The sequence below is a fragment of the Rathayibacter sp. PhB179 genome, from assembly GCF_004345345.1.
Taxonomy (GTDB): Bacteria; Actinomycetota; Actinomycetes; order Actinomycetales; family Microbacteriaceae; genus Rathayibacter; species Rathayibacter festucae.
This window is the reverse complement of the sequence record NZ_SLVD01000006.1, coordinates 165111-190725: the sequence shown is the minus strand read 5'-3', so window position 1 is coordinate 190725 and position 25615 is coordinate 165111. Positions and strand designations below refer to the sequence as shown.

The window sequence follows — 25615 nt, the reverse complement described above, 5'->3', positions numbered from 1 at the left end:
GGGCCGATCCGGCCCTTCCAGCCTCAGTTGTGCACGCGCCGGGCCGGAGCCCGGTCCGCCGCTCAGCTGGGCGAGGGGACGAAGGGGTGCTCCGGCGGGTCCTGGTCGTCGTCGAGGCGCGCGTCGTCGTCGAGGCGGGAGTCGGCTCCCTCGTCGGCCGCCTCTCCGGTCGCCTCCGTGTCGTCGACCTCGGCCGGGTCCTCCGGGGGGACCGGCAGGGAGTCGGCGGCGGGGCGGGTGGTGTCGGTGACGTCCTCGGGGGCGTCGAAGCCGAAGCTGCTCATGGTGTCCTCTCCGCGACGCACCGGGAGGCGGCGCCGCTGCGGGCAGCCTAGGTCGCGCCCCCGGGCCCGGTCACCTGCTTGACGGCGCCGCCCCGGCGAGCACCTTCGGCACGCGGAATCGACCTGGGCACGCGGAATCGTGCGCTTCGCGCGAGCCGGACGTGATTCGGCGTGCCGAACATCCCGCCGGGAGGCGAGCGGACCCCTCCGGCACGCACGACGGACCCCGGCACGCGGGACCGCGCGATTCCGGCGAGCCGGACGATGTTCCACGAGCCGGAGGTCGGCGAGCTCGCGCCTCAGGCGAGCGAGCGGCAGCGGGCGCCCGCTGCGGCGCTCAGTGCACGTACTCCAGAAGGTCGACGCCCAGCGTGCGCATGCCGTCGAGCACCGCGAGGCGGTAGCGCAGGCTCGAGTCGTCGAACTGCGTGATGACGGCGTAGGCGACGCCGGCGCGCGGGCCGCGGAGCACGCCGACCTCGGCGCGGACGCCCACGTCGGTGCCGGTCCGGTTGACGAGCAGGACGCCGTGGTCGGGCTGCCGGTGCGAGAGCGCGTCGAGGCCGAAGGCGGAGGCGACCATCGACAGGTCGCTGTTCAGCGAGAGCCAGCCGATGACGCGCGAGCTGACCGCGGGGTCGACGACCTCGCCGTTCGCGAGGGTCGCGAGCAGCCAGGTCAGCTCGCTGGCCGAGCCGATGGAGAGCTGCGGAGCGTCGTCCGGACCGCGCTCGTCGCGGACGACGTCGAGCAGGGCGGTGCGCGAGAGGCCGAGCGCCTCGGCCCGCTCGCGGACGGCGTCGAGTCCGACCCGGCGCAGGAGGACGTTGGTGGCCAGGTTGTCGCTGGTCGCGCCGACGAGGGCGGCGAGATCCGCGATCGGCATCGACGGGATCTGCAGGTGCTGCCAGATCCCCGTGCCGGTGACGGCGTCGGCGGCGGTGCGGTCGACGAGGCGCAGGTTCTCCTGCGGGTCGGTGGCGAGCCGCGCCGCGACCTCGACCAGGAGCACGATCGTGCCGACGGACGCCGTCGGCATGGAGACGGAGTCGTCGACCGCGAAGAGGGCGCGGCCGGTGCCGAGGTCGACCGCGCGCGCCGACACCACGACGCCGTCCAGGGCGAGCCGGCCGAGCGCGTCGAAGCCGCGCTGGAAGTCGTCGTGGTCGTAGTCGCCCTTGTGCCGGCCGCGGCGGGCGCGACGACTCTCGCGACGGGTCTCGTGGGCGGGGATCACCACGGCTGCGGCCTCTCTCCGGGTCGGTGGAACGGTCGGTGCGGAGGGGAGGAGCGGGGTCCACCGCGACGACGCATCGGTGGACGGACGGCGCGGGAGGCATCGGTCGGCTCTCGATGCCCGCCGCTCGCCCGTGGTGCGGGACGGCAGTCGGCGGCGACTACCAGATGGCGACGCGCTCGCTCGGCGGGAGCCAGAGGGAGTCGCCTTCGGTGACGTCAAAAGTAGCGTAGAACTCGTCCAGGTTCCGGACGATCTGGTTGCAGCGGAACTCCGACGGCGAGTGCGGGTCGATGGCGAGCAGGCGGATCGTCTCCTCGTCGCGCGCCTTCTGCTGCCAGGCCTGCGCCCAGGAGAGGAAGAAGCGCTGCGCGCCGGTCAGGCCGTCGATCACGGGCGACTCCTCGCCGTCGAGCGAGAGCAGGTAGGCCTTCCACGCGATGCCGAGGCCGCCGAGGTCGCCGATGTTCTCGCCGATGGTGAGCGCGCCGTTGACGTGGTGGCCGGGCGTCGTCGCGGGCGCGAGCGCGTCGTACTGCGCGATGAGGGCCTTCGTGCGCTCCTCGAACGCGGCCCGGTCGTCCTCGGTCCACCAGTCGGTGAGGCGGCCGTCGCCGTCGAAGCGCGAGCCCTGGTCGTCGAAGCCGTGGCCGATCTCGTGGCCGATCACCGCGCCGATCGCGCCGTAGTTGGCCGCGGCGTCGCGGGTCTCGTCGAAGAAGGGGAACTGCAGGATCGCGGCGGGGAAGACGATCTCGTTGAAGCCGGGGTTGTAGTACGCGTTGATGGTCTGCGGCGTCATGAACCACTCGTCGCGGTCCAGCGGCTTGCCGATCTTGCCGAGCTCGCGGTCGAACTCGAAGGCGGCGACGCGGCGGGCGTTGCCGACCAGGTCCGCCGGGTCGACCGAGAGGGCGGAGTAGTCGCGCCAGCGGACCGGGTAGCCGATCTTCGGCGTGAACTTCGCGAGCTTCTCCAGCGCGCGCTCGCGGGTGTCGGCGCCCATCCACTCGAGGTCCACGATCGAGCGGCGGTAGGCCTCGATCAGGTTCGCGACGAGGACGTCCATCGCGGCCTTCGCCGTCTCGGGGAAGTGGCGCTCGACGTAGATCCGGCCGACGGCCTCGCCGAGCGAGCCCTCGACGAGCGAGACGGCGCGCTTCCAGCGCTCGCGCTTCTGCGGCGTGCCGGTCAGGGTGCGGCCGTAGAAGTCGAAGTTGGCGTCGACGAAGTCGCTGGAGAGGTAGGCCGCGGCGCCGCGGATCACCTGCCAGGACAGCCAGTCGCGCCAGGCGGGGAGGCGGTCGTCGGTCAGCAGGCCGGCGAGCCCCTCGAGGAAGCTCGGCTGGCGCACGACGACCTCGGCGAGCGCCCCCTCCGGCGCGCCCATCGCGGTCAGCCAGACGCCGAGGTCGATGCCGGCGGCGAGCTCGGTGACCTCGGCCCAGGAGCGGAGGTTGTAGGTGGCCTGGCTGTCGCGGCTGCGCACCTTGTCCCAGTGCACGGCGGCGAGGTCGGTCTCGAGCGCGACGATGCGCTCGGCGCGCGACTCCGGCGAGTCGAGGCCGGCGAACCCGAGCATCCGGGCGACGAAGGGCAGGTACGCCTCGCGGACGGAGGCGAACTCCTCCTCGCGGTAGTAGCTCTCGTCGGGCAGGCCGAGGCCGCCCTGGTTGACGAAGACGAGGTAGCGCTCGGGGTCGCCCGGGTCGTTGTCGACGAAGAGGCCGAAGAGGCCAGGGACGCCCGCGCGCTCGAAGGCGCCGACGGCCTGCAGCAGCCCGGCGATCGAGTTGACGCGCTGCACGGCCGCGAGGTCGTCGGCGAGCGGGGCGGCGCCGAGCTCCTCGGCGCGCTCCTCGTCGAGGAAGGAGGTGTAGAGGTCGCCGAACATCCGCGCCTCGGTGCCCTGCGGGGCGGACTGCGCTTCGACGATGATGTCGCGGACCGCCTTCTCCGCCTCCTCCTGGAGCACGTGGAAGGAGCCGTAGCGCGCCTTGTCGCTCGGGATCTCGGTGCGGTCGATCCACAGGCCGTTGACGTGGCGGTAGAGGTCGTCCTGCGGACGCGTCGCCGGGTCGAGTTCGGAGAGGTCGATACCGGAGCGAGGCGTCGTCGAGGTCATGGCGTCCAGCCTACGTCGGGGGTCGGACACCGCGGCCCGCGGGCGCGGGTCCGGCTCGCACGGCGAGGTCGGCCTGGAGCCGACGCGTGGCGTCACGGCGTGGACGCACCCCGTTTGCGGCAGTAGGGTCGTCTCATAACCACCCGGATGTCTCGACTACCGGGCGCGGCCCCCGACTCGTCGGGGGCCTGCTTCGTTCTCGGGGTCGATCCGATCGCTGCAGAACGGCTCAGGCCCAGTCCCACGGGCGGTGCACGATCCGCCCCGCTCCGTCCACCAGAGAATCGGGGAACTGCGAGGACGACAGAGTTCCCGCACGGATCTGTCGGACCGTCTCGAGGCCGATGGAGGCGAACGCCTTGTTGTAGCGGTCGTCGACGACCGAGACGAGCGCCAAGGATCGACTGCGCTCCGCCAGCATTCGCATCGGCGGAACGAGATCGGAGTCGTTGGTGACGACCGCGAACGAATCGGCGGCCCCTTCGAAGGCGTCGACGAGCAGGTGCGACGCGAGGGCGACATCTGTTCCCTTCTCCTCCGGACGCTTCACTCGAACGGTCACGACACGGCCATCAGAATCGAGCACCTCCGGGTGCAGGGGCAGGAACTGACGGTTGAAGTGGAAGGTGCCCTCGATGATCTCGACCGAGGTCGTGCGCAGAGCACGCCAGTACACCTGCTGACGCTGACCGATACCGCGGTCGTTCGTCATCGGCTTGAGCGCCGCCGTGAAGTACTTGACGCCGACGACCGTCCGGTGCGGGAAGAGCCTCTGGGCCAGGGCCTCGAGGTCGAGCCACTTGAACTGCGGATACCGGCGCTGCAGGAGTGCCTTGTAGAGAGCGAAGCCGTCCACGTAGACGAGGACGGACCGGCGCGATGGCATCCGGTGAGAGTAACGAGGTGGCCGCACTCCCGGGACCGGTGGCGCGGGGTGGCGGGTCGGCCGCTCTCACGCCTCCGGCTCACTGAACGGCCCCCGGCTCGCGAGAACCGGACGATCCGGCGAGCCGGAGCGGGTTCCGCGAGCCGGAGGTCAGCCCCCGGCAGGCCGCGGCTCAGCCGGCGAGCTGCTCCTCGACGTAGGCGCGGATCGGGGTGGTCGGGCGGCCGATGAGGCGGGCGAGCGAGCCGTCGGTCTCGCCGAGGAGGCCGTCGGCGATGTTCGCGTCGAGGCCGACGACGAAGCCGACGCCGCCCTCGGGGACGCCGGCCTCGGTGAGGATGCGGGTGTGCTCGGCGGAGTCGACGTGCGCGATCGCGGCGTCGCGGCCGGCGACCTCGCCGACGAGGGTCGCGAGCTCGTCGAAGCTCCAGGCGGTGTCGCCGGAGAGCTCGTGCACGGAGCCGACCAGGGAGGCGTCGAGCAGCGCGACGGCGGCCGCCTCGGCGTAGTCGGTGCGGGCGGCGCTGGAGACGCGGCCGTCGCCGGCGCTGGAGAGGGTGGTGCCGGTCGAGGCGAGCTCGGCGACGGTCTGCGCGTAGTTCTCGTTGTACCAGCCGTTGCGGAGGATCACGGCGGGGAGGCCCGCGGCGGCGATCGCCTCCTCCGTCGCCTTGTGCTCGGGGGCCAGGATCAGCGGGCTGGTGGTCGCCTTCGGGGCGCTCGTGTAGACCAGCCGCGCGCCGGCGCGGGCGGCGGCCTCGATCGCGGCGGTGTGCTGCGCGACGCGCTTGCCCACCTCCGAGCCGGAGACGAGCAGCACGGCCTCGGCGCCGGAGAAGGCGGCGTCGAGCGAGGCCGGGTCCTCGAAGTCGGCGACGGCGGTGCGGACGCCGAGGTCGGCGGCGAGCGCCTCCAGCTTGGCGGCGTCGCGGCCGGTGGCGACGATGTCGGAGGCGGCGGTGCCGCGGGCGAGCAGGTGCTCGACGGCGAGACGGCCGAGGTGGCCGGTGGCTCCGGTGACGACGAGGGTCATGGGGGTGGTCCTTCCGTTCGTGGACGGCGCGTGGAGTGCCGACGGAGAGGGGAACCGGGCTGCGCCGTGAGAACTTCCCGGAATGCAGTACCCACTATTTTGTTAGTACTTCCATGACCATCACCACGAGCCCCCTCCTCACCGGCGACGTCTACTCCGCCGACTGCCCGAGCCGCGAGGTCTTCGGCCACGTCACGAGCAAGTGGGGCGTGCTCGTCCTCGCCGCCCTGGCCGAGCGGGGCCTGCGCTGGGGCGAGCTGCGGCGCCGGATCGGCGGCATCAGCGAGAAGATGCTGGCGCAGACCCTCCGCACCCTCGAGGAGGACGGCTTCGTGCACCGCGAGGCGCACGCCGTGATCCCGCCGCGGGTCGACTACGCGCTGACCCCGCTCGGCGCCGAGCTGGCCGGGCGGCTGCTGCCGGTCGTCGAGTGGATCGCGGACAACGTCGGCGCGGTGCTGGCCGCCCGGGACGCCCGCCGGAGCGACGAAGGATAGCCTCACCTTCTTGTGAGAACGTTCATATTCCGTTCAGGGAGAGGCCGCCGCTGAGCGGGATGCGCGTCCCCTCGCACTGGTCCACTCGATCGCACTGCCTGCCGATCGAAGGACGACCATGACCGACACCGCCCGCCGCCCGCTCCTCCTCCCCATGGCGGGGCACGTGCGCGGCAAGCGCAGCCCCGTCACCTGCGCCCTGAAGTGCGCGAACGCGTGCTCGACCGCCGCCTGCAACACCTCGCACAACAGCTCGTTCCGCGACATCGTCGCGCGCCAGATCTCGCGCCGCAGCGCGCTCGGACTGGGCCTGGCCGGCGCGGTCACCGTCGCCGTCGCCTCGGCCGGCGGCGCCCCCACCGCGGAGGCGGCTGTCGCCGACGCCGCGGTCGGCGACTCCCCGCTCGCCTTCACCCCGATCGCCCCGGTGCCGCACACGGTCGACGAGTTCACCGTCCCCGAGGGCTTCGCCTGGCAGCCGATCATCCGCTGGGGCGACCCGCTCTTCGCCGACAGCCCCGCCTTCGACATCCGGAACCAGACGGAGGCGGCCCAGGCCGCGCAGTTCGGCTACAACAACGACTACACCGACATCGTCGAGATCCCCGGCTCGAAGCGCCTGCGCGCCCTGCTGGTCGTGAACCACGAGTACACGAACGAGTCGATCATGTTCCCGGCCGCGCAGCTCGAGGCCGAGCCCGAGCGCGTGCGCGCCGTCGGCCGCGCCGCCCACGGCCTCAGCGTGGTCGAGCTGGTCCGCACCGCCGTCGACCGCCCCTGGGCGTACGTCCGCGGCGGCGAGCACAACCGCCGCTACCTGCTGGACACCCCCTACGAGGTCACCGGCGCCGCGGCCGGCTCGGCGCTGCTGAAGACCGCCGCCGACCCCACGGGACGCTCCGTCCTCGGCACGCTGGGCAACTGCTCCGGCGGCACCACGCCGTGGGGCACGATCCTCTCCGGCGAGGAGAACTTCAACGGCTACTTCCGCGCCACCGCGACCAGCGACGCCGAGAAGCGCTACGGCCTGACCGACGCCGAGACCGCCCGCCTCTGGGAGCTCGACGACCCGCGCTTCGACGCCCGCACGCCCGGCTACGAGAACGAGCCGAACCGCTTCGGCTGGATCGTCGAGTTCGACCCCTTCGAGCCGGAGTCGACCCCGAAGAAGCACACGGCGCTCGGCCGCCTCAAGCACGAGGGCGCGAACGTCATCATCGCCCCGGACGGCCGCGTGGTCGCCTACCAGGGCGACGACGAACGCTTCGACTATCTCTACAAGTTCGTCTCGAAGAAGCGCTACATCGAGGGCGACCGCGCGCACAACAAGACGCTGCTGGAGGAGGGCGACCTCTTCGTCGCGAGCTTCACCGGCGACTCCCCCGTCGCCGAGATCACCGGCACCGGCGCGGTCCCCTCCGACGGCGGCTTCGACGGCATCGGCGCCTGGCTGCCCCTGGTCCTCGACGGCGCGTCGATGATCGCCGGCATGAGCGTCGAGGAGGTGCTCGTGCACACCCGCATGGCCGCCGACATCGCCGGCGCGACCAAGATGGACCGCTGCGAGGACGTCCAGCCGAGCCTGGTCAGCGGCCGGATCTACGTGGCCTGCACCAACAACTCCAACCGCGGCACCGAGGGCAAGGAGGGGCCGACCGAGGTCAACCCGCGCACCGAGAACCGCGACGGCCACATCGTCGAGATCATCGAGGACGGCGGCGACCAGACCGGCCGCACCTTCACCTGGAACCTGCTGATGCTGTGCGGCGACGTCGCGCAGGGCGACACGGTCTACTTCTCCGGCTTCCCGGTCGACCAGGTCTCGCCGATCTCCTGCCCGGACAACCTCGCGTTCGACTCCGTCGGGAACCTCTGGATCTCGACCGACGGCGCGCCCAGCGGCATCGGCTACAACGACGGCCTCTTCAAGGTGGCGCTCGAGGGCGCCGAGCGCGGGCGGGTGGAGCAGTTCCTCTCGGTCCCGCGCGACGCCGAGACCTGCGGGCCGATCGTGCACGACCAGGACCAGCACGTGTTCGTGGCCGTCCAGCACCCGGGCGAGGAGGGCACCTTCGAGGCGCCGAGCTCGTACTTCCCGGACTTCGCTTCTGCGGGAGTCGTCGCCGCGGGTGCCGTCGCGGCGCCGCGCCCGGCGATCGTGCAGATCCTGCCGGCGTCGCAGCTCGTGACGCCGACGCCCACGCCGACCGCGGGGCCGACCACGGCGCCGACGGCGACTCCGACGGCCGGACCGACCGCGGTTCCGACCGCGGGGCCGACGGCCGGACCGACCGCTGCGCCCACCGCCGGGCCGACCGCCGCGCCGACCGCTGTTCCGACCGTCGCGCCGACCGGCACGCCCGTCCCCCTGCCCGTGGGCGGCGGCACGACCGGCGGACTCGCCTCGACCGGTGTCGAGAGCGTCGGCCTCGTCGCCGGCGCCGCCGCTCTGCTGACCGCGGGTGCGGCCGCACTGGGTCTGGGTGCGCGCCGTCGCGCGGCCGGCACGGAGGCCGAGCCGGAGGCCTGATCGGGGACGCAGGTCCGTTGTGCAGGCGATCCGACGCTCGGCGGCGCACTCGACGCGGTGGCAGGGGCTTTCCGCGGCCGGTCGCCTGCACAACGGACGGGCACCTGCACACCGGGGGCCTGAGGGGTGCGCTAGGTTGAGCGCGATGTCGACCCTCCGGAGCCGCGAGTCCGCGGTCATCGTCGCCGTGCAGCGCTCGCCGCTGGCACCGCCCCTGCGCCCGATCGCCCGCTGGCTCAGCTTCTTCGGCGAGCACGCCGCGGGCTGGCTGCTGCTGGGCGTGGTCGGTGCGTTCGCCGATCCGTCCCGCTTCTGGGCGTGGGCGCTCTGCGACGTCGCGATCGTCGTGGCGCACGGGATGTCGATCGTGATCAAGCGCGTCGTCCGGCGGCCGCGGCCCCTCGGCGAGGGCGTCGAGGTGCGGGGGACGGCGCCGAGCAAGCTCAGCTTCCCGAGCTCGCACGCGTCCTCGACCACCGCCGCGGCGATCGTGTTCGCCGTGATGCTGCCCGCGCTCTGGCCGCTCGCCGTCCTCGTCGTGCTGGTGATGCTGCTGTCGCGCCTCGTGCTCGGGATGCACTTCCCGACCGACGTGCTCGCGGGCGCGGCGCTCGGCACGCTCGCGGCGCTGGCCGCGCTGCCGTTCCTCCCGCTGCTCTCGTTCTAGCTTCCGGCGCGGGGGCGTCTGCCGTCCGTTGTCCGATCTGCAGGCGATGCGCGCATCTGTCTGCCGCGCCTCGCGGTGGAAGGCGCCTTCCGCATCGGATCGCCTGCAGATCAGACGGGAGCCTCAGAGGAGGCGGCGGGCCGAGGCCCAGGCGGTCAGCTCGTAGCGGGAGGAGAGCTGGAGCTTGCGCAGCACCGCGGAGACGTGGGACTCGACGGTCTTCACCGAGATGAAGAGCTCGGCGGCGGCCTCCTTGTAGGCGTAGCCGCGGGCGATGAGGCGCATGACCTCGCGCTCGCGGGCCGAGAGGCGGTCGAGCTCGTCCACGGACTCCGCCTGCTCGCCGCTGAGGGCGCCGAAGGCGTCGAGGACGAAACCGGCCAACCGCGGCGAGAAGACGGCGTCACCGCCCGCCACCGCGAGGACCGCCCGGCTGACCTCGGCGCCGGAGCTCGCCTTGGTGATGTAGCCGCGGGCGCCGGCGCGGATGACGCCGACCACGTCCTCCGCCGCGTCGGAGACGCTCAGCGCCAGGAAGCGCACGGCGTCGAGGTGCGCGGCGCTGCGGCGCAGGACCTCCGCCCCGCCGCCTCCCGCGCCGCCGGGCAGGTGCACGTCGAGCAGCACGACATCCGGACGCTCGGCCGCGACCAGCGCGACGGCCGAGTCGACGTCGGCCGCCTCGCCCACGACGTCGAGCTCGGGGGCGAGATCGGCGCGCAGGCCGGAGCGGAAGATGGAGTGGTCGTCGACCAGCACGACGCGGGTCACCGCTCGGCCCCCGCCGGCAGGCGCAGGTGGACCTCGGTGCCCGAGCCGCCCGCTCCAGGCCGCACGGTCGCGCTGCCGCCGGCGCGCGCCATCCGGCCGACGATCGACTCGCGGATGCCGAGGCGGTCGCCGGGGAGTGCGCCGAGGTCGACTCCGGGACCGCGGTCGCGCACGAAGACGTCGACCCCGGTGGCCGACGACTCGACGTAGACCGAGACCTCGCCGCCCGCGTGCCGAGCCGCGTTGAGCATCGCCTCGCGGGTCGCGGCGAGCACGGGGGCGGCGCCCGGCACCGAGGCCCCCACCGCGACCACCTCGAGCGTCGCCGGCCAGTCGAGCTCGATCGCGGCGGCGATGGCGCGGATCTCGGCCGCCAGGTCGTTCGCGACCGGGACGTCGCGCTCGAAGAGCCAGTCGCGCAGCTCCCGCTCCTGCGCGCGGGCGATGCGGGCGACCTCGCTCGAGGCGCCCGCCCGGTTCTGGATCAGCGCGAGGGTCTGCAGCACCGAGTCGTGCAGGTGCGCGGCGATCTCGGCGCGCTGCTCCTCGCGCACCCGCGCCGCCCGCTCGCCCATCAGCTCGGTCCACAGCGTGACGACCCGGGGCGCGGCGAGCACGCCCGCGGCGACCAGGAGGACGCCGACGGCCAGCACCGCGTTGACCGCGCTCGGGCGGGCCGTGAGCACGGCGGCCCCGGCGACGACGAGCACGGTGCAGGCGGCGAGGCGGACCAGGACGGAGGAGCGCGCCGAGCGGGACGGATCGCCGCGGTCGAGCCCGAGACTCCAGGCGACGGCGCCGCCCGAGAGCACCGCGACGGCGGCGAGCGCCCGGGTGACGTCGGCGTCGTCGCCTCCGCGCAGTGCGACCACGACCGAGAGCGTCGCGGCCCCGGCGACGCCGACGAGCAGCACGGCGACCGGGACGGCCCGCCGCACACCGCCCGCCTGCTCGCCCGACTCGGGGCCGGCGTCGCGCAGGGGCACCAGCGCCCAAAGCCACAGGTAGAGCAGCGCACCGCCGCCGCCCAGCAGCGTCGCGACGATCAGGAGGAAGCGCACCGTCCCCGGGCGCAGGCCCAGGTGCTCGGCGAGCGCCGCGCACACGCCGCCGAGGACCATCCGGCGCGGGCGGCGCAGCGGAGGCCGGGCCGAGGCGGGCCGACCCGCGGACGATCGGCCCGGGGACGGCCGACGCCGCGGCGGGTGCGCCGCGGTGCTCGGGAGGGTTGGTGTGCTCACCCCTGCATCCAAACAGGTCGTCGGGGTCGCCGGGGCGGGAGTCGGGGTCGGATCAGGGGTTCCCCCGATGGTCGGCGGCTGTGGAGGAGCGTCACACTCGAGCCATGACAGCAGCGAGCACGACCCCGCCGGACCCGGCGCAGGAGACGGCGGGCGATCCGCCGACGCCGGACCCGACCGCCGGAGCAGGCGATCCCGGGAACGGCACCCCCGGCCCCGGCGCCTCCGCACCCGGCCCCTCCTCCGAGAACCGCTTCCTCCTCTGGCTGCGCTCCCTCGACCTCGCCCGCCGGCCCGGCTGGGTCGGCGGCGTCTGCTCCGGCATCGCCGATCGCCTCGGCATCGACCCGCTGATCGTCCGCGGAATCTTCGTCGTGGTCGCCGTCCTCGGCGGCCCGGCCTTCCTCTTCTACGCGGCGGCCTGGCTGCTGCTGCCCGACGAGGACGGCGTGCTGCCGGTCGAGGAGCTGCTCCGCGGCCGCCTGACGCGTGTGCACGCCGGGATCGGGGCCCTGGTGCTCGCCTCGATGCTCCCGGTCGCGCAGGGCTTCTGGTCGCTCGGCGGCGCGTACACCGGGGCGGTGCCCTGGGCGCCCGCCACCGGTCGTGCCCTCTGGACGGTCGTCGTCCTGGTCCTCATCGTGCTCTTCGTGGTCTGGATCGCCCGCCGCTCGGGCCGCACCGACCGGACGCCGCCGCCTCCGCACGGCAGCCCCGAGAGACCCGGCGCCTCGACCGCCGCCTACCCCGCTCCCACCGGCGACCCGGCGAGCGCCGCTCCTCTCCTCCCTCCGCAGCGCCCGACCGAGGCGCGGCCCAGCACCCCGGAGGACCTCGCGCTGTGGCGCGAGCGCCAGGAGGAGTGGAAGGCCGAGCGGGAGGCGTTCCGCGCCCAGGAGAGCGCGACCGCCCGCGAGACGGCCCGGGCCCGTGCCGAGGAGTCGCGCCTCCGAGCCGCCGCGATCACCGCGGCGCGCCTCGAGCGGCGTCGGCTGCACCGCGAGGCGAACCCGCGGCTGCGGCGGAGCGTCACGCTGCTCGTGCTCGGCCTGGCCGCCGTCGCCGGCGCGATCGCGTCGCTCACCGTCTCCGGCTCGACCGCGACCGTTGTCGGCTTCAGCGTCGCGACCCTGGTGCTCGGACTCGCGATCGTGGCGGCCGGGCTGCTCCGCCGGCGCGCCATCCTCCTGATCGCGGTCTCGGTGATCACGGTGCTGACGGCCTCGACGGCGTCGCTCGTCCCGCCCGAGCGGCAGCTGCTGCCCCTCCTGAGCTCGTACGGCGTCTCGAACGCGACGCCCGGCAGCTACGCGATGCTGGCGGGCGACCTGCAGATCACGATCGACCCGTCGCTGGGTGCTCCGGGGGAGGTGATCGACGTCTGGCAGGGCGCCGGGAACATCACCGTCATGCCGATGGCCGGAGCGGCGGTCCGCCTCGAGGCGTCCACGGCGAACGGCTACTACTGGCTGACCACCGCCTTCGCCGACGGTGACGTGGGGTCCGACCCGGAGGACGTCGAGTACAGCCGCGACGGAGCCACTTGGACGCAGACCTTCGGCGACCCGGACGCCGAGCCGGTCGTCGTCCGGATCGCGCAGGGCCGCGGCGGAGTCACCGTCTACGACCGGACCGCCGAGGACTCGACCAGCGGCGCCGCACTCGACCCGGACGGCACGGCGACCGCGGAGCCGACCTCGGAGGCGACCGCTGCCGCGACCGACCTCCCGACCCCGACGGACCCCGCCACCCCGACAGACCCCGGCAGCACGACCGGAACCGACAGCACGACCCCGACGGAGGCAGGACGATGACCGCGCAGAGCACCACCGCCACGCAGACCAGCACCGCCCCCGAGACCGCTCAGCGGCCGAGGATCCGCGCCGGCGCGGTCGTCTGGGGACTCGTCCAGGCCGTCGTCGCCGTCCTCCTGCTCCTCGTCGCCGCCGACGCCGGGCTGCGGACCGCCGTCGTCGACTGGGCGCTCTCGCTCGGCCCGGCCGGAGCCGCCGCGATCGCGATCGCCGCGCTGGGCACGATCGCCCTCCTGATCGGCCTCGTCCGGGTCCTCGACCGGCGCTGACGAGCGACAGCAGGGCAGGGAGGCGACCGACGTCGGTGGGGAGTCGGGTCTCGATACGCCCCTGCGGGGCTACTCGACCAGCATGCAGGTACGCCCCGGCGGGGCTGCTCGACCAGCATGCAGGCGGGCGTCTCCTCCCAGGAGATCGGGCCCGAGCCACGCACCCGCCCACCCGCAACCCCCCTAGGCCGAGGCCGGATACGAGCGCAGACTCGCCGTCCGGCCTCGACCGCGCGCGCGAGCGCCCGCGCACGGACAGGCGCCTCGCCCTCCCCGAGTCGAGACCGCCGATGCCCGACGCCGCCCGCAGGAAGCTCTGATGGAGCTCGGCATCGCCGCCGTCATCAGCGTCGAGGAAGAGAACCGCTCCCGCTCTCGCGGCCATCGATGATGCTCACCGCGCGCCTCCGAGCCAGAGTCCTGTTACTGCAGCGCAGACGCTGAGAACGAGCACTCCGAGGGCGTTGGTGGCGGAGGCGAGGCGGCGTCCTTCGGCGAGGAGGCGGACGGTCTCGAGGCTGGCGGTGGAGAAGGTGGTGTAGCCGCCGAGGAAGCCGGTGCCGAGGACGAGTCGCCACGATTCGGGGGCGAGGCCTGCGAGGGCGAGGCCGGTGATCAGGCCGAGGAGGAGTGATCCGGTGACGTTGATGACGGTGGTGCCCCAGGGGTAGGCGCCGCCGGTGCGGGCTTTGATGAGCCCGTCGAGGAGGAGCCGTGTCGCGGCTCCGATTCCGCCGGCGAGGGAGAGCGCGAGGAACAGTGCGGGTGTCATGCCGGCACCTTCCTCTGCGTGCGTCGCCGGTGGAGTGCTGCGGCGAGGGCGATCCCTGTCCAGGACGCGAGGGCACCGAGGAGGACGGTGCCGAGCGCGTAGAGGGCGGCGGGTGCGGGGTGTCCTGTGGTGAGCAGGTGGGCGGTGTCGGTGGCGAGGGTGCTGTAGGTGGTGAAGCCTCCGAGCGCTCCGGTACCGAGCAGCAGCCGTGCGGTGCGGCGTCGGCCCTCGTCGCTGCCGGCTCTGGCGAGGCCCTCCAGGAGCACGCCGAGCAGGAGCGCGCCGACGATGTTGATGGCGAAGACGACGGTGTCGAAGGCAGGACCGGCGGGGAACGCGAGGGTCAGGCCCTCCCGCGCCCCGGTCCCGACCGTGCCGCCGGCGGCGACGAGGAGGAGGTACCGCAGGCGCAGGTGCACGGGTCGTGGCGTCCCGTCGGGGGCGTCGTCGACGTCGAGGTCGCTGTCGACCGGCAGCTCGGGGTCGGGGTCCGGGGGGCGGTGACGGTGGAGGTCATCGGTCACGAGGAGTGGGGCCTTTCGGGAGGGGGCGGGTCAGTGGGTGAGGCCGTAGTGCAGCGCGGGGTCGAGGTGCTCGATGTCGACGAGGCGGTTGTACTTCGCGACCCTCTCACCGCGCGCGGGGGCGCCGGATTTGATCTGCCCGACTCCGGTTCCCACCGAGAGGTCGGCGATGAAGGTGTCGAGGGTCTCGCCGGAGCGGTGGGAGACCATGCAGCGCATGCCGGCGTCGTGCGCGGCCGCGATCGCGTCGAGGGTGCCGGTGACGGTGCCGATCTGGTTGGGCTTGATGAGTGCGGCGTTGGAGTAGCCGTTGCGGGCTCCGTCGCGGATGCGGTCGGCGTCGGTGACGTAGAGGTCGTCTCCCACGAGCTGCACCCGGTCGCTGATGGTGTGGGCGAGGAGGGCCCAGCCCTCGTGGTCGTCCTCGGCGAAGCCGTCCTCGATGCTGCGGATCGGGTAGTCGGCGATCAGCTTCTCGTAGTAGCGGGCGAGTGCGTCGCGGTCGAGGTCGGTGCCGGCGACGGTGTAGTGGCCGTCGCTGTGGAAGAAGCCGTTCGCGGCGGGATCCATCGCGATCGCGATGTCACCGGTGCCGGGCTGGTATCCGGCGTCGGTGATCGCTGCGACGAGGAGGTCCAGGGCGTCTTCGGGCCGGTCGATGGGGGGCGCGAAGCCGCCTTCGTCGCCGAGCCCGGAGGTGCCGTAGGCGGTGCGGACGCGGGCGGCGAGGGCGTGATAGATCTCGGCGCCGACCTGCACGGCCTCCTCCTCGGTGCCGGCGGAGACGGGGGCGATCATGAACTCTTGGAAGTCGAGGCCGTTCGCGGCGTGCGCGCCGCCGTTGATGACGTTGAAGTGCGGGACGGGCAGGGAGGCGGTCGCCCCGGTGTGATCGGCGATCCACCGGTGCAGGGGCAGGCCGGTGCGCGCTGCGAAGGCGCGGGCGGCCGCGATGGAGACGGCGACGACGGAGTTCGCTCCGAGGCGGGCGAGGTTCGCGGTTCCATCCAGTGCTCGCAGCGCTTCGTCGATCTCGCGAAGCGAGGTCCAGGAGTGCTCGAGCAGGAGGGCGCGGATCTCGCCGTCGACGGCCGCGACAGCGGAGCGGACTCCGCGTCCGCCGAACGCGGGGCCGCCGTCGCGCAGCTCGACCGCTTCGAACGCGCCGGTCGAGGCGCCCGCGGGGGCGGAGGCGTCCAGGACGGTGTCGTCGTCCAGACGCAGGGTGACGGCGACGGTCGGGAAGCCGCGGGAGTCGAGGATCTGCCGTGCGGCGACGTCGGTGATGACCAGCGGGTGTCCGGCGGGGTGGGTGACGTACTCGCCCGATCCGTGGATGCTGGTGCGGGTGTGGCTGATGTAGGCGTTCATCAGGTTCCTCCTTCGTGGGCGAGCGTGATCGCCGCCCGGTCGGCTCTTGCGGGGTCGAGGTAGCGTCCGCTCCTCGAGATCGGTGTCCCGGACGGCCCGGTGTCGTACAGGTACGGCTGACCGGTCGGGATGTTCAGATCGCGGACCGCGGCATCGCCGAGGTCCTCGAGAAGGGCGCGCAGCGCGCGCAGGGAGTTGCCGTGCCCGACGATGAGCACCGTCTCGCCCTCCTCGAGGGCGGGCACGATGCGCTCCTCGAGGAGCGGCTGCAGTCGGTGGACGACGTCGCGCAACGACTCCGTCTCCGTCATCGCCTCGGCCGGCTGCCCACGGAACGCCGCGGACCTGTGCAGCTGCGCGAAGGCGGCGGCGGACAGAGCAGGCGGGCGGACGTCCATCGACCGGCGCCACTCCAGGAAGGCGTCGGCCCCGTACTGGGCTCTGACGGCGCTTGTGGACAGGCCGGTGAGCGCTCCGTAGTTGCGCTCGTTCAGCCGCCACTGGGCCGCGACGATCCGCGGCCGCCCTGGAAGGGTGCCGGCGATGATCCGGGCCGATTCGGTGGAGCGTTGCAGGGTCGACGTGAGGATCAGATCGGGGTCGATCGATGCGTCCCTCAGCAGCGTCGCGGCCTGTCGCGCTTCGTCACGTCCGAGGTCGGTGAGGGGGACGTCGAGGACGCCGCAGAAGAGACCGTCGGCGTTGCCGGTGCTCTCACCGTGGCGCACGAGGACGAGCGGGGGATGCGCGGGCATGGGTCACCTACCTGGTCTCTGATCGAGAAGGTAGGAACCATCAGCCTCGGCGGCAGTTCGAGCTCACGCTCGGGCGGGATCCATCGCCACTGCCGTCAGCCTACGCCCGCACCTCGGTCAGGACCAGGGCAGCGGCTCCGAATCATCGACCGGGGAGAGGGGGATCATGAGGACCGGCCGGTGCTGACGGTGAGCGAGACGGGCGCCGACGGCGCCGGAGAAGACCTCCTGCACGGTGCGACGCAGAGACGGCTCCTTCGTGCCGACAATGATCATGACCGCATCGACACGGTCCGCGAGCGTCGCCAGAGCGTGTGCAACGTCACCGGCCATCTGATGCGTCTGCCACGGGACACGGTCACCGATGATCCGGTCAAGCCGCTCGAGGATCGCAGGATCGAACGGATCCTCGCTGCTGTCGGCGGCATCCGAATCCAACGGCATCGACCGCTCGACCAGCGGATCCTCTCCGAACTGCCCGTCGATGACGTACCGGCCCGTGTCCACCTGCACGAACTCCAACCGCCCCCCGAAACGCACGGCGAAGCGCAGCGCTTCCTGAATCACCGCTTCCGGCTGATCAGCCTGCACCCCGACCACGATCGCGTCCTCAGCCATCACGCGCACCTTTCCGATCCTCGTGCGCTCGGACGGAGAACAGTGACGCCGTACGGATCACAGCTGCTCCTATCTCCGCGCACACCACTGACAGAGATAGGGACTGTTGTCGACGTCGTCGAGGTTGGGTCCGGCGAGCCCCACCGCCGGAACGCACTGCGTTGATCTCAGTGTGCACCCGCGCCGCCCCGCCCGCACCTGCAGTCAGGTCGCCGTCCGCTGGAGCCGGTGGAGTGTCGCAGATGCACTGCGGGCGACACCGGTGCCTTCCTCCCGGGTCTGGTCCCCGCCAGTTGCCCGCGCGTACACGCGCGGACGCTGCGGCGTATCCGAATCGGCTGCTACTGACCAAGCGCCTCGGGAACGAACGGCGGGATCACGCTCGACCCGACGATCGGGGTGTCGTCGAGGATGGCACGCGGTCGAACCGATCACCATGGAGACCACCGCGCGCGAGACGGTGAGAAGCAGCTCAGGCGCAAGGGGGTCTCGGATCGTCGTCGGCGCGGTTCACTCACTGCATGGATGGTCTGCCCTTCGTTGTTCTCGTCGTCATCTTTCTCGCCGCCGCCGCAGTGGTGTGGATCGCCGGCATCCAGTTGTCGAAGGCCACGGACGTTCTGGACGCGCGTCTGCACCTGGGGAGTGCGCTGGGCGGTCTGATCGTTCTCGCCGTCGCGACGAACCTGCCGGAGATCGCGATCACCGTGTCCGCCGCGCTCTCCGGGAACCTGGACGTCGCGGTCGGCAACATCCTCGGCGGCATCGCACTGCAGACCGTGGTCCTCGTCGTCCTCGACCTGTTCGGCAAGCGCGGGAAAGGTGCGAAGCCGCTCACCTACCGTGCCGCGTCCCTCACACTCGTGCTCGAGGGGCTCGTGGTCGTCGCGGTGCTCGCCGTCGTCATCGCCGGCAGTCAGCTGCCCTCCGGACTGGAAGTGCTGCGCCTGACCCCGGACGTCGTCCTCATCGCCGGCCTCTGGGTCGTGGGGCTGCTGCTCGTGCAACGCTCCGGCAAGCACCTCCCCTGGCACGAGGACGGGCGGGCCCCCGACGCGACAGCATCCCCCGCGAAGAAGAAGACGCACCCGATGAGCACACGTAAGGCGACCATCGTGTTCACGATCTCCGCCGCGGCGACCCTCCTCGCCGGTGTCGTGCTCGAGCGCGCCGGTGACGCGGCATCCTCGCAGCTCGGTCTCTCAGGGGTGCTGTTCGGAGCCACCGTGCTCGCTCTCGCCACCTCCCTCCCCGAGATCTCGACCGGGCTGCAAGCCATCAAGCAGGGCGACGACAACCTCGCCATCAGCGACATCTTCGGCGGCAACGCCTTCCTCCCCGTGCTGTTCCTCGTCGCCACCGTCCTCTCCGGCACCGCAGTCCTCCCGCAGGCGAACTCGTCCGACATCTACCTCACCGCTCTCGCCGCCCTGCTCACCCTCGTCTACATCGTCGGACTGATCTTCCGACCCACCCGGCGCATCGCCGGCATGGGAGTCGACTCGTTGATCGTGCTCGCGCTCTACACCGTCGGCATCGGCGGGCTCTTCGCCATCACCGCGACATGACGTCCGTGCCGCCGTGTGCAGATCGACCAGCTCGCTGCAGCTCGAGCAGACACGGCCGCTAGCGTGATCGGCGTTGCGACGAGCCGTGCACCGGTCAGCGCATCTCGTGCGCGATCTCCAGGAACGCCGCCGCGGACGACCCGATGCGATCGGACCAGATGGCGCGGAGGGGTCGCACGAGTGCTGGTCCGCGGAGGGGCACTCGTATCAGTGAGCGCGCGGCGAGATCTGCTTCGACGGTGAGGAGGCTCATGACGGCGGGCGCGATGCCTGCGCGGGCGTTCGCTCGGATGATCGCCGTCGTCTCCAGGATCGCGGCGGGAGTCGTGGGTGCGAGCCCGGCGTCGTGGAGCCATGCTTCGAGGGTCGTCCGGGTGCCGGAGCCTTCCTCTCGTGTCAGCAGTGCGGTCCCGGCCAAGTCCTCGGCGCTGATACTCGCCGCGCGTGCCCAGGGGTGGTCCGGTGCGACGACGACAGCGAGTTCGTCCTCCGTGACCACGTGAGAGGAGAGCGTGGCCGTGGACGCCGGTGTCTCGACGAATCCGAGCTGCGCGGCACCGGATCGCACGAGCTCGGTGACCGTGGCTGAATTGCCGGCGATCAGCTGCACACTCACCTCGGGTGTGCGCTGTCGGAACTCGAGGAGCCAGCGTGGGAGCAGCAGTTCGGCGATGGTCTGCGACGCCGCGAGAACCAGTGAGCCGGTCGGCTGTCGCAGTGCCGCCGCGCCCGCCTCGAGGCGGCGGGACGCCTCGAGGACCGGGCCGGCCAACTCGAGCACGAGCCGGCCCGCGTCGGTCATCAGGGACCCGGTCGGAGAGCGGCGCACGAGCGGCTGCCCGATGGCGCGCTCCGCGACCCGCAGACGCGCCGAGACGGCCTGCTGGGTGACGCCGAGGTCTTCGGCAGCGCGGGAGAGCGAGCCCGCCTCGGCGATGCGTTCGAGCACCTCCAGCGTGTCGAGATCCAGGATCCGGTCCGTCAATCGCCGCGTCGCCACAAGCACTCATTGTGCCCCGCCAACACGATCGCTGTATCGGCTGGTGACGGCGATGCTCAGGCTGGAGTCATGACAACTCTCTCCCCCGCCCGCGCATCTTCCTCGATCGGGCATCCTCCGCGGTCGAGGCGCTTGTTCCGGGAGCTGGAGCATCCGGGACTGATCGTGTCGAACCTGACGCCGAACTGGTTCGCGTCGATCATGGGCACCGGCATCGTCGCGGTCGCCGCCGCGTCCCTGCCACTCCAGTTCCCCGGACTCCGCACCGGGGCCACCGTCGTCTGGGCGATCGCCGCACTGCTGCTCGTCGCGCTGACGGTCGCGACCGGGCTGCACTGGGTCCGCTACCGCGGTACAGCGATGAGGCACCACCTGAATCCGGTGCTCTCGCACTTCTACGGCGCGCCGCCCATGGCGTTCCTCACCGTCGGCGCGGGAACCCTCCTCCTCGGCAAGGACTGGATCGGCCTGCCCGCCGCTGTCACCATCGACTGGGTGCTCTGGGGTGCGGGGACTCTCGGCGGGCTGGTGACGGCGGTCCTGGTGCCCTACCTCGCGTTCACCCGGCATGAGAACAAGCCCGATTCGGCGTTCGGCGGCTGGCTGATGCCGATCGTTCCGCCGATGGTGTCCGCTTCCACCGGCGCACTGCTGCTGCCGTACGCGCCCGCCGGGCAAGCGCGGGAGACGCTCCTGTGGTCCTGCTACGGCTTCTTCGGCCTCAGCCTGGTCGCGTCGCTGGTGGTGATCACCCTGATCTGGAACCGGCTCGCGCAGCACAAGGTCGGAGCGGCGGGGATGGTGCCGACGCTGTGGATCGTCCTCGGTCCGGTCGGACAGTCGATCACCGCTGTGAATCTGCTCGCCTCGAACGCGCCCACCGTCGTGGACGCCGGCACGGCGCGTGCGCTGCTGGTCGTGGCTCTGGTGTACGGCTTCGCGATGCTCGGCTTCGCGCTGCTCTGGACCGTCATCGCCCTCGCGATCACCCTCCGCACCGCGAAGGAGCACCTGCCCTTCAGCCTGACGTGGTGGTCGTTCACGTTCCCCGTCGGCACCTGCGTCACCGGACTGAACGGCCTCGCCCTGCACTCCGGTCTCACGGTCGTCGCCGGCCTCGCCGTGCTCTACTACGTCGGCCTGGTCGCCGCGTGGATCTTCGTCGCCGCCCGCACGTTCCACGGTTCCGTGATCCGCGGCACCCTGCTCGCACCACCGCGGCCGGCCTGACCGGGATCGAGGACCATCGTGGACATCCGAACCCTGAACGCCCTCGCCGAGACGTGGCGGAGTACCGCGGACGCGACCGGACGCTTCGTTCCGGGCTTCGATCCCCGCTCCGGCGGCACCGCCAGTCGCGTCCTGGTGCTGATGCAGTCACCCGGCCCTCGGACGACCGCCGCGGGATCCGCTGCCGTCTGCAGCGAAGACAACCTCGGGCCCACCGCCGCCGCGTTCCGGGCGGCCCGCATCGAGTCCGGACTCTCCCGCGACCACTACCTCCGATGGAACCTCATCCCGTGGGAGATCCCTGGCCGCGTCCGCCCCGCGGACATCGAGCAGGGCAGGCTCGCGCTCGGTGAGCTGCTGGAGCTGCTGCCCGCGCTCGAAGCCGTCGTCACCTACGGGACCGTGGCGCTCGACGGGGTCATGCGCTACCTGACCCTGCACGATGATCCCCGTGTCGTCCCCGTCCTCGCTGCACCGCACCCCTCACCGGCCAACGGACGTCACCGCGCCGACCAGCACCTCCGCTCCGTGAACGCGCTCCGCCTCGCGAATCGTCTCGGATCCGGTCGGCGAGTCGCAGACTGACGGCACTGGAGGCAGACGTCCGCGGCTCGGTCGGCACCGGTCCTCGTGACCGATGAGGCGCTGATCTCAGACGGTCCCGGTCCGCGGACCGCTGACGGGAACGGCCTGGTCCTCCACGATGTCGACGGTGTACGCCGCGCCGTGCTCGAGCGTGTGGCCGACGGTGCACTGACGGTCGACCGCCCGGCGGGTGCGCTCGGACAGTGAGGCGATCCGCTCGGGATCGAGCGCCGACAGGTCGGCGCGGATCACGGCCGTGATCGAGTCGTAGCGGTCCTCGTTCTCGGGCTTGGTCGCGGTGATGTCGGTGGTCGCTTCGAAGTCGGCTCCGAGGCGGCTGGCGAGGAGGTGGTCCGAGGAGAGCATGCCGCAGGCGGCGAGGGCGAGGTGCAGCAGCTCGCCGGGCGAGAACACGCCGTCGGCGTCCGACCCGCCGATGCGGACCTCGGCTCCTCGCGCGTTGCGGCCGATGAAGCTTCTCGGTCCCTCGCGGGTGATGTGCAGCGGCGTGGTCTCGGTGCTCATGGTCTGCTCCTGTCCGGTGTCCGCGGCACCGCGGGCAGTGTCGGTGTCTCCTGCGGGTGGATGGTGTCTCAGGTGTCGGTGCGGACGAGGGGGGTGTTCGTGCCGCGGACCCTGATGTCGACGCCGGTGATCTCCGACCGGGCGATGCCCGTGGATGCCGCCAGATCGACGGCGCGCTGCCCGGCCGCCGTCCAGGTGGCGACGGTGATCGTGCTGCCGTCTGTGCGGGTGATCACGAGTTCGTACTCCGCGTCGGCGGGCGCATCACCACTGTAGGTGCAGCTCCACTCCAGCCGGGTGCCCCACGGCTTCCCCTCGACCTCGATGTCCGCAGCGAGAGCGGGATCGGCCGCGATCGGGTCCATCGGTTCGAGGGTCGCCTCGCTCGCCACGGGAGCGCCCGCGATGCCCGTGCCGAGAGCGACGCCTCCGAAGACGGAGGCGGTGACGGCGGCCGCGACGGCGAGGGACGTCACCAGCCGGCGCCGACGTCGGCGCGTCCGGACACGGTGGGCGATGGCGGGCAGCGTCACCATCGACGGCGGCGCCTCCTCGCCGTCGTCCGATGCGCTGATGGCGAGAGCGTCCTCGACGGAGAGGCGACCGACGATGCCGGGCAGTCCTGCCAGCTCTGCCACGGCCGCGCGGCAGGCCGCGCAGCCGCTGAGGTGCTGCTCGTACTCGAGTCGCTGATCCGCGGGGAGAGCGCCGAGGACGTAGGACGCGTCCCAGTCGCGGTACTCGTCCTCCGTCGCAGAGCTTCCGTGGTGGTCGTTCATCGGGTGACGCCCCTTTCCTGCAGAGCCAGTCGCAGTCCGCGCAGTCCGTAGTGCAATCGGGATTTCGCTGTTCCCTCGGGGATGGAGTGCCGGCGGGCGATCTCGGGGACGGTGTGTCCGAGGAAGTACGCGTCCACCACGATCCGACGATGCTCCACCGACAGCGATGCGAGAGCGTCCGCGACGAGGATGCTGTCCAGGACCGCGTCGGTGCGATCGGGGACGGCGCCGCCGCCGTCCCCGTCCTTCGCCGGCACTTCGCGTCGACTCCGAGCGGAGCGGGCGTCGTCGATGACGAGGTTGCGGGCGACGGTGAACAGCCACGCGCGCGCGGCGTCGGCGTCGCGTTCGAGGACCTGCGGGCGCTGCCAGGCCCGGACCATCGTCTCCTGCACGACGTCCTCCGTCAGCGCCGCGTTCCGAGTGAGGTTCTGCACGAAGCGCCGCAACGCCGGGCCGTGACTCTCGTACAGCGCGGCCAGGAGCTCATCGACGGGGCGGGGCACAACGCTCACCGCCTCGAAGCGCCACGGCGCGCTCCCTCATCTCGGTTGCTGCGATCACTGCCGGTCATCCCTTTCCGTCCTTGCCTGTCGAGAACCGGCGACCCGTCCGGGCGATGCGCTTCGCTGCGCGCGGGGACGGGTCGCCGTCGCATCAGGACGCCGGGGTGGCGGTGCTCATGGCCGCGGCTTCCTTGTTCATCGTGCCGTCGGGGAGGAGGACGTACCAGGCGTCCTTCACACCCTGCCCGTTGACCTGGCCCGGCGCGGTGTCCTTCGCGAACCGGTAGACCGGCCATCCGTCGACGGTCAGCTGGGTCGTCCCGTCGGTGCGCGTGATCGAGCCGACCTCTCCGGTGATCCCGTCCGCGGCGGTCGTGCTGGACGCCGACACGGCCGGCCAGGTCGTGGCGCACTCGTCGTAGCAGCTGCTGCTGCCCGAGTTCTGCGTGTCCTTCGTGAACGTGTAGACGGTGGAGCCGGCCTCGTCCGTGATGATCTCGCCCAGCGGCGAGGACGCCGTCGTGAGAGCCGCCGTCTCAGCGGAGGCGGTCGCGGTGGCGGAGGCCATCGCGGTGGCGGAGGGGCTGTCGGCCGGCGCTTCCGACGAGGCGGCCGAGCCCGCGGCCGTCGAGCATCCGGCGAGAAGGACGGCGGCGAACGCCGCAGTCGTCACAGTGGTCGCGATTCGCTTGAGCATGATGCCTCCTGTAGTGCGGGGGCCGAGGTGGTCCCACCGAGGACACGACACAGCAGTCGCGGACGTTCAACGAGGCGAGAAGATCGCTGGGACGCTGCTGATCCAGGGCAGCACCCTGCCGCTGCTCATCCGCGCCACCGGGATCCGCGGGGTCGACGTGCCGGAGGACCAGCGCGAGCTCGCGGGCCTGCTCGACGAGATCACCGAGAAGGTGCTCGCGGTCCCCGAGAAGCCCGGCGAGGTGGTCGAGGGCGTCGACGACGTCGATCCCGCGGCGGACCCGGCCCGACGCCCGACCCGCGACCTCAGCCCGTGGTCGTCCGCGTCATGATCGCGACGACGAACAGCCCCGCCCAGAGCGCACCGCAGACCAGCAGCCGCAGGTTGCCGAGCACGATGTCCTCCGGCGCCGACGCCCGCCCGCGCTCGATGTCGAGGGCGTAGAGGAACAGCGCGGCGCCGAACGGCACCACCGACGCCATCGACCAGAGCGAGTTCTCGCCGTTGATGAACAGCGCCCAGAGCGCGTAGGAGATCATCGTCAGCGACGCGGCGACCGACCAGATGAAGCGCAGGTACCCCGGCGTGTAGACCTTGAGGGTCGAGCGGGTGTGGCTCTCCTCCTTGCCCTCGCTCTGCAGCTTCTCGGAGTAGCGCTTGCCCGCGACCATGAACAGCGAGCCCGAGGACACCGCGAGCAGGAACCACTGCGTCAGCGGGATGTCCGCGATGGCCGCGCCCGAGATCGCGCGGAGGACGAACCCGCCCGCCACGATCAGGATGTCGATGACGGGCTCGTGCTTGAGCCAGAGGCAGTACGAGATCTGCATCACCAGGTAGGCGGCGAGCGTCGCCGCGAACCAGGTGAAGCCGAGCAGGAAGGTGACCAGCACCGGCACGATCATCAGCACGAATGCGGCCGGCCAGGCGACCTTCAGCGGCAGCGCGCCGGAGGCGATCGCGCGGAAGCGCTTCTTCGGGTGCACCCGGTCCGACTCGACGTCGAGGAGGTCGTTCAGCAGGTAGCCGCCGGAGGAGGCGAGGCTGAACGCGATCACCCCGATGACGGTCGCGACGAGGATCTCGGGCTCGAGGATGCGCGCGGCGGCGACCGGAGCGGCCAGCACCAGGACGTTCTTCAGCCACTGGCGCGGGCGCATGGCGGCGACGAGTGCGCGGGCGGTGTTCACGACGTCTCCCTCTCGGGGAACAGGGCCTGAAGCGGCCGGATCGGGCGGGATCGGGGTGACGCGGGCCCAACCTACAATCGGGGGTGAACGCGCTCCATCCGCCCGGATCCGCAGCGCTCACGACCGGAGCACCACGGAGGG

General features: G+C 72.2%; 27 protein-coding genes, 1 pseudogene and 1 riboswitch. Of the genes and pseudogenes, 10 read left to right on the top strand and 18 right to left on the bottom strand.

Features of this window, described 5'->3' with window-relative positions; translation table 11 throughout:
* Positions 1–62: 62 nt before the first annotated feature.
* The 5 genes from EDF43_RS13825 to EDF43_RS13805 all read right to left on the bottom strand — a co-directional run bounded on the left by EDF43_RS13825 (position 63) and on the right by EDF43_RS13805 (position 5565).
* A complete protein-coding gene (locus EDF43_RS13825) occupies positions 63–284 on the bottom strand; it encodes a hypothetical protein (RefSeq protein ID WP_132437368.1) in 222 nt (73 codons plus the stop codon).
* Between the two features lie 337 nt (positions 285–621).
* A complete protein-coding gene (locus EDF43_RS13820) occupies positions 622–1524 on the bottom strand; it encodes a serine hydrolase (protein ID WP_123447174.1) in 903 nt (300 codons plus the stop codon).
* Positions 1525–1681: 157 nt separating this feature from the next.
* Positions 1682–3646, bottom strand: a complete 1965-nt coding sequence (locus EDF43_RS13815; protein WP_132437367.1) for a M13-type metalloendopeptidase — start codon at positions 3644–3646, stop codon at positions 1682–1684.
* A 229-nt stretch (positions 3647–3875) separates the two neighbouring features.
* Positions 3876–4532: an NYN domain-containing protein gene (locus EDF43_RS13810; RefSeq protein WP_132437366.1), complete on the bottom strand. Its 657-nt coding sequence runs from the start codon at positions 4530–4532 to the stop codon at positions 3876–3878.
* Positions 4533–4704: 172 nt separating this feature from the next.
* Positions 4705–5565, bottom strand: a complete 861-nt coding sequence (locus EDF43_RS13805) for an NAD(P)H-binding protein (RefSeq protein ID WP_132437365.1) — start codon at positions 5563–5565, stop codon at positions 4705–4707.
* 113 nt (positions 5566–5678) lie between these two features.
* Here EDF43_RS13805 and EDF43_RS13800 point away from each other — a divergent pair, with 113 nt between their 5' ends.
* From EDF43_RS13800 to EDF43_RS13790, 4 genes and pseudogenes are all read left to right on the top strand, one after another.
* A complete protein-coding gene (locus EDF43_RS13800) occupies positions 5679–6062 on the top strand; it encodes a helix-turn-helix domain-containing protein (RefSeq protein ID WP_132437364.1) in 384 nt (127 codons plus the stop codon).
* Positions 6063–6180: 118 nt separating this feature from the next.
* Positions 6181–8229: pseudogene (locus EDF43_RS13795) on the top strand (PhoX family phosphatase); the annotation flags it as partial.
* Positions 8221–8592, top strand: coding sequence for a PT domain-containing protein (locus tag EDF43_RS22345; RefSeq protein WP_243646324.1), 372 nt, complete (start codon positions 8221–8223; stop codon positions 8590–8592). The pseudogene EDF43_RS13795 and the gene EDF43_RS22345, both read left to right, overlap by 9 nt.
* A gap of 145 nt (positions 8593–8737) precedes the next feature.
* Positions 8738–9259: a phosphatase PAP2 family protein gene (locus EDF43_RS13790; protein ID WP_132437362.1), complete on the top strand. Its 522-nt coding sequence runs from the start codon at positions 8738–8740 to the stop codon at positions 9257–9259.
* 123 nt (positions 9260–9382) lie between these two features.
* Here the strand turns inward: EDF43_RS13790 and EDF43_RS13785 are convergent, their stop codons facing one another.
* Entirely contained in the window at positions 9383–10030 is a 648-nt protein-coding gene (locus EDF43_RS13785; RefSeq protein ID WP_123447181.1) for a response regulator transcription factor, read from the bottom strand.
* Positions 10027–11271 carry an ATP-binding protein gene (locus tag EDF43_RS13780; RefSeq protein ID WP_243646318.1) on the bottom strand — a complete coding sequence of 415 codons (1245 nt, stop codon included), beginning with the start codon at positions 11269–11271 and terminating at the stop codon, positions 10027–10029. Before EDF43_RS13780 ends, EDF43_RS13785 begins: the two co-directional genes overlap by 4 nt.
* A 104-nt stretch (positions 11272–11375) precedes the next feature.
* Between EDF43_RS13780 and EDF43_RS13775 the strand changes: the two genes are divergently transcribed.
* Positions 11376–13085, top strand: coding sequence for a PspC domain-containing protein (locus EDF43_RS13775; RefSeq protein WP_132437361.1), 1710 nt, complete (start codon positions 11376–11378; stop codon positions 13083–13085).
* Complete coding sequence (locus EDF43_RS13770) at positions 13082–13354, top strand: hypothetical protein (protein WP_127887872.1); 273 nt, start codon at positions 13082–13084, stop codon at positions 13352–13354. Before EDF43_RS13775 ends, EDF43_RS13770 begins: the two co-directional genes overlap by 4 nt.
* 394 nt (positions 13355–13748) lie before the next feature.
* Here EDF43_RS13770 and crcB read toward each other — a convergent pair whose 3' ends face one another.
* The 5 genes from crcB to EDF43_RS13745 all read right to left on the bottom strand — a co-directional run bounded on the left by crcB (position 13749) and on the right by EDF43_RS13745 (position 17394).
* Positions 13749–14126, bottom strand: a complete 378-nt coding sequence (gene crcB / locus EDF43_RS13765) for a fluoride efflux transporter CrcB (RefSeq protein ID WP_132437360.1) — start codon at positions 14124–14126, stop codon at positions 13749–13751.
* Positions 14123–14650, bottom strand: a complete 528-nt coding sequence (locus tag EDF43_RS13760; RefSeq protein ID WP_243646317.1) for a CrcB family protein — start codon at positions 14648–14650, stop codon at positions 14123–14125. The genes crcB and EDF43_RS13760 overlap by 4 nt, the downstream gene beginning before the upstream one ends.
* A gap of 30 nt (positions 14651–14680) precedes the next feature.
* The gene (gene eno / locus EDF43_RS13755) at positions 14681–16021 is read right to left on the bottom strand and encodes a phosphopyruvate hydratase (protein WP_132437359.1); all 1341 of its coding nucleotides are present in this window, start codon (positions 16019–16021) and stop codon (positions 14681–14683) included.
* Positions 16021–16776, bottom strand: a complete 756-nt coding sequence (locus EDF43_RS13750) for a 2,3-diphosphoglycerate-dependent phosphoglycerate mutase (protein ID WP_132437358.1) — start codon at positions 16774–16776, stop codon at positions 16021–16023. Before EDF43_RS13750 ends, eno begins: the two co-directional genes overlap by 1 nt.
* Positions 16777–16800: 24 nt before the next feature.
* Positions 16801–16873, bottom strand: a riboswitch (Fluoride riboswitch).
* A 20-nt stretch (positions 16874–16893) separates the two neighbouring features.
* Complete coding sequence (locus tag EDF43_RS13745; protein ID WP_132437357.1) at positions 16894–17394, bottom strand: universal stress protein; 501 nt, start codon at positions 17392–17394, stop codon at positions 16894–16896.
* A 521-nt stretch (positions 17395–17915) separates the two neighbouring features.
* Between EDF43_RS13745 and EDF43_RS13740 the strand changes: the two genes are divergently transcribed.
* The gene (locus EDF43_RS13740; RefSeq protein ID WP_132437356.1) at positions 17916–18962 is read left to right on the top strand and encodes a sodium:calcium antiporter; all 1047 of its coding nucleotides are present in this window, start codon (positions 17916–17918) and stop codon (positions 18960–18962) included.
* Positions 18963–19056: 94 nt separating this feature from the next.
* Here the strand turns inward: EDF43_RS13740 and EDF43_RS13735 are convergent, their stop codons facing one another.
* Positions 19057–19962, bottom strand: a complete 906-nt coding sequence (locus EDF43_RS13735; protein WP_132437355.1) for a LysR family transcriptional regulator — start codon at positions 19960–19962, stop codon at positions 19057–19059.
* Positions 19963–20127: 165 nt separating this feature from the next.
* On the opposite strand from EDF43_RS13735, the gene EDF43_RS13730 reads away from it, so the two are divergent.
* Together EDF43_RS13730 and EDF43_RS13725 are read left to right on the top strand one after the other, a co-directional pair.
* On the top strand, positions 20128–21192 hold the full coding sequence (locus tag EDF43_RS13730; RefSeq protein WP_243646315.1) for a TDT family transporter: 1065 nt from the start codon (positions 20128–20130) through the stop codon (positions 21190–21192).
* Positions 21193–21210: 18 nt separating this feature from the next.
* Positions 21211–21777, top strand: coding sequence for a uracil-DNA glycosylase family protein (locus EDF43_RS13725; RefSeq protein WP_243646314.1), 567 nt, complete (start codon positions 21211–21213; stop codon positions 21775–21777).
* Positions 21778–21843: 66 nt separating this feature from the next.
* Here the strand turns inward: EDF43_RS13725 and EDF43_RS13720 are convergent, their stop codons facing one another.
* The 4 genes from EDF43_RS13720 to EDF43_RS13705 all read right to left on the bottom strand — a co-directional run bounded on the left by EDF43_RS13720 (position 21844) and on the right by EDF43_RS13705 (position 24284).
* Entirely contained in the window at positions 21844–22302 is a 459-nt protein-coding gene (locus EDF43_RS13720; RefSeq protein ID WP_132437353.1) for an OsmC family protein, read from the bottom strand.
* Positions 22303–22370: 68 nt separating this feature from the next.
* Positions 22371–23081, bottom strand: coding sequence for a zf-HC2 domain-containing protein (locus EDF43_RS13715; protein ID WP_132437352.1), 711 nt, complete (start codon positions 23079–23081; stop codon positions 22371–22373).
* On the bottom strand, positions 23078–23587 hold the full coding sequence (locus EDF43_RS13710; protein ID WP_207901749.1) for a sigma-70 family RNA polymerase sigma factor: 510 nt from the start codon (positions 23585–23587) through the stop codon (positions 23078–23080). Before EDF43_RS13710 ends, EDF43_RS13715 begins: the two co-directional genes overlap by 4 nt.
* A 151-nt stretch (positions 23588–23738) precedes the next feature.
* Positions 23739–24284 carry a hypothetical protein gene (locus EDF43_RS13705; protein ID WP_123706069.1) on the bottom strand — a complete coding sequence of 182 codons (546 nt, stop codon included), beginning with the start codon at positions 24282–24284 and terminating at the stop codon, positions 23739–23741.
* Here EDF43_RS13705 and EDF43_RS13700 point away from each other — a divergent pair.
* A complete protein-coding gene (locus tag EDF43_RS13700; protein ID WP_132437350.1) occupies positions 24283–24615 on the top strand; it encodes a hypothetical protein in 333 nt (110 codons plus the stop codon). The genes EDF43_RS13705 and EDF43_RS13700 overlap by 2 nt on opposite strands.
* On the opposite strand, the gene EDF43_RS13695 is transcribed toward EDF43_RS13700, so the two are convergent.
* Positions 24590–25474 (bottom strand): decaprenyl-phosphate phosphoribosyltransferase, encoded by an 885-nt coding sequence (locus EDF43_RS13695; protein WP_123447195.1) that lies wholly within the window; start codon positions 25472–25474, stop codon positions 24590–24592. The genes EDF43_RS13700 and EDF43_RS13695 overlap by 26 nt on opposite strands.
* Positions 25475–25615: the final 141 nt, after the last annotated feature.

Bases quoted from the DNA above. Each gene is read 5' to 3' on its own strand.
- eno (WP_132437359.1), bottom strand. From the start codon at position 16,021: ATGAACGCCTACATCAGCCACACCCGCACCAGCATCCACGGATCGGGC.
- EDF43_RS13705 (WP_123706069.1), bottom strand. From the start codon at position 24,284: ATGCTCAAGCGAATCGCGACCACTGTGACGACTGCGGCGTTCGCCGCC.
- EDF43_RS13740 (WP_132437356.1), top strand. From the start codon at position 17,916: ATGGATGGTCTGCCCTTCGTTGTTCTCGTCGTCATCTTTCTCGCCGCC.
- EDF43_RS13770 (WP_127887872.1), top strand. From the start codon at position 13,082: ATGACCGCGCAGAGCACCACCGCCACGCAGACCAGCACCGCCCCCGAG.
- EDF43_RS13700 (WP_132437350.1), top strand. From the start codon at position 24,283: ATGATGCCTCCTGTAGTGCGGGGGCCGAGGTGGTCCCACCGAGGACAC.
- EDF43_RS13815 (WP_132437367.1), bottom strand. From the start codon at position 3,646: ATGACCTCGACGACGCCTCGCTCCGGTATCGACCTCTCCGAACTCGAC.
- EDF43_RS13750 (WP_132437358.1), bottom strand. From the start codon at position 16,776: ATGCCCGCGCATCCCCCGCTCGTCCTCGTGCGCCACGGTGAGAGCACC.
- EDF43_RS13720 (WP_132437353.1), bottom strand. From the start codon at position 22,302: ATGAGCACCGAGACCACGCCGCTGCACATCACCCGCGAGGGACCGAGA.
- EDF43_RS13810 (WP_132437366.1), bottom strand. From the start codon at position 4,532: ATGCCATCGCGCCGGTCCGTCCTCGTCTACGTGGACGGCTTCGCTCTC.
- EDF43_RS13805 (WP_132437365.1), bottom strand. From the start codon at position 5,565: ATGACCCTCGTCGTCACCGGAGCCACCGGCCACCTCGGCCGTCTCGCC.
- EDF43_RS13745 (WP_132437357.1), bottom strand. From the start codon at position 17,394: ATGGCTGAGGACGCGATCGTGGTCGGGGTGCAGGCTGATCAGCCGGAA.
- EDF43_RS13790 (WP_132437362.1), top strand. From the start codon at position 8,738: ATGTCGACCCTCCGGAGCCGCGAGTCCGCGGTCATCGTCGCCGTGCAG.
- EDF43_RS13825 (WP_132437368.1), bottom strand. From the start codon at position 284: ATGAGCAGCTTCGGCTTCGACGCCCCCGAGGACGTCACCGACACCACC.
- EDF43_RS13775 (WP_132437361.1), top strand. From the start codon at position 11,376: ATGACAGCAGCGAGCACGACCCCGCCGGACCCGGCGCAGGAGACGGCG.
- EDF43_RS13800 (WP_132437364.1), top strand. From the start codon at position 5,679: ATGACCATCACCACGAGCCCCCTCCTCACCGGCGACGTCTACTCCGCC.
- crcB (WP_132437360.1), bottom strand. From the start codon at position 14,126: ATGACACCCGCACTGTTCCTCGCGCTCTCCCTCGCCGGCGGAATCGGA.
- EDF43_RS13715 (WP_132437352.1), bottom strand. From the start codon at position 23,081: ATGAACGACCACCACGGAAGCTCTGCGACGGAGGACGAGTACCGCGAC.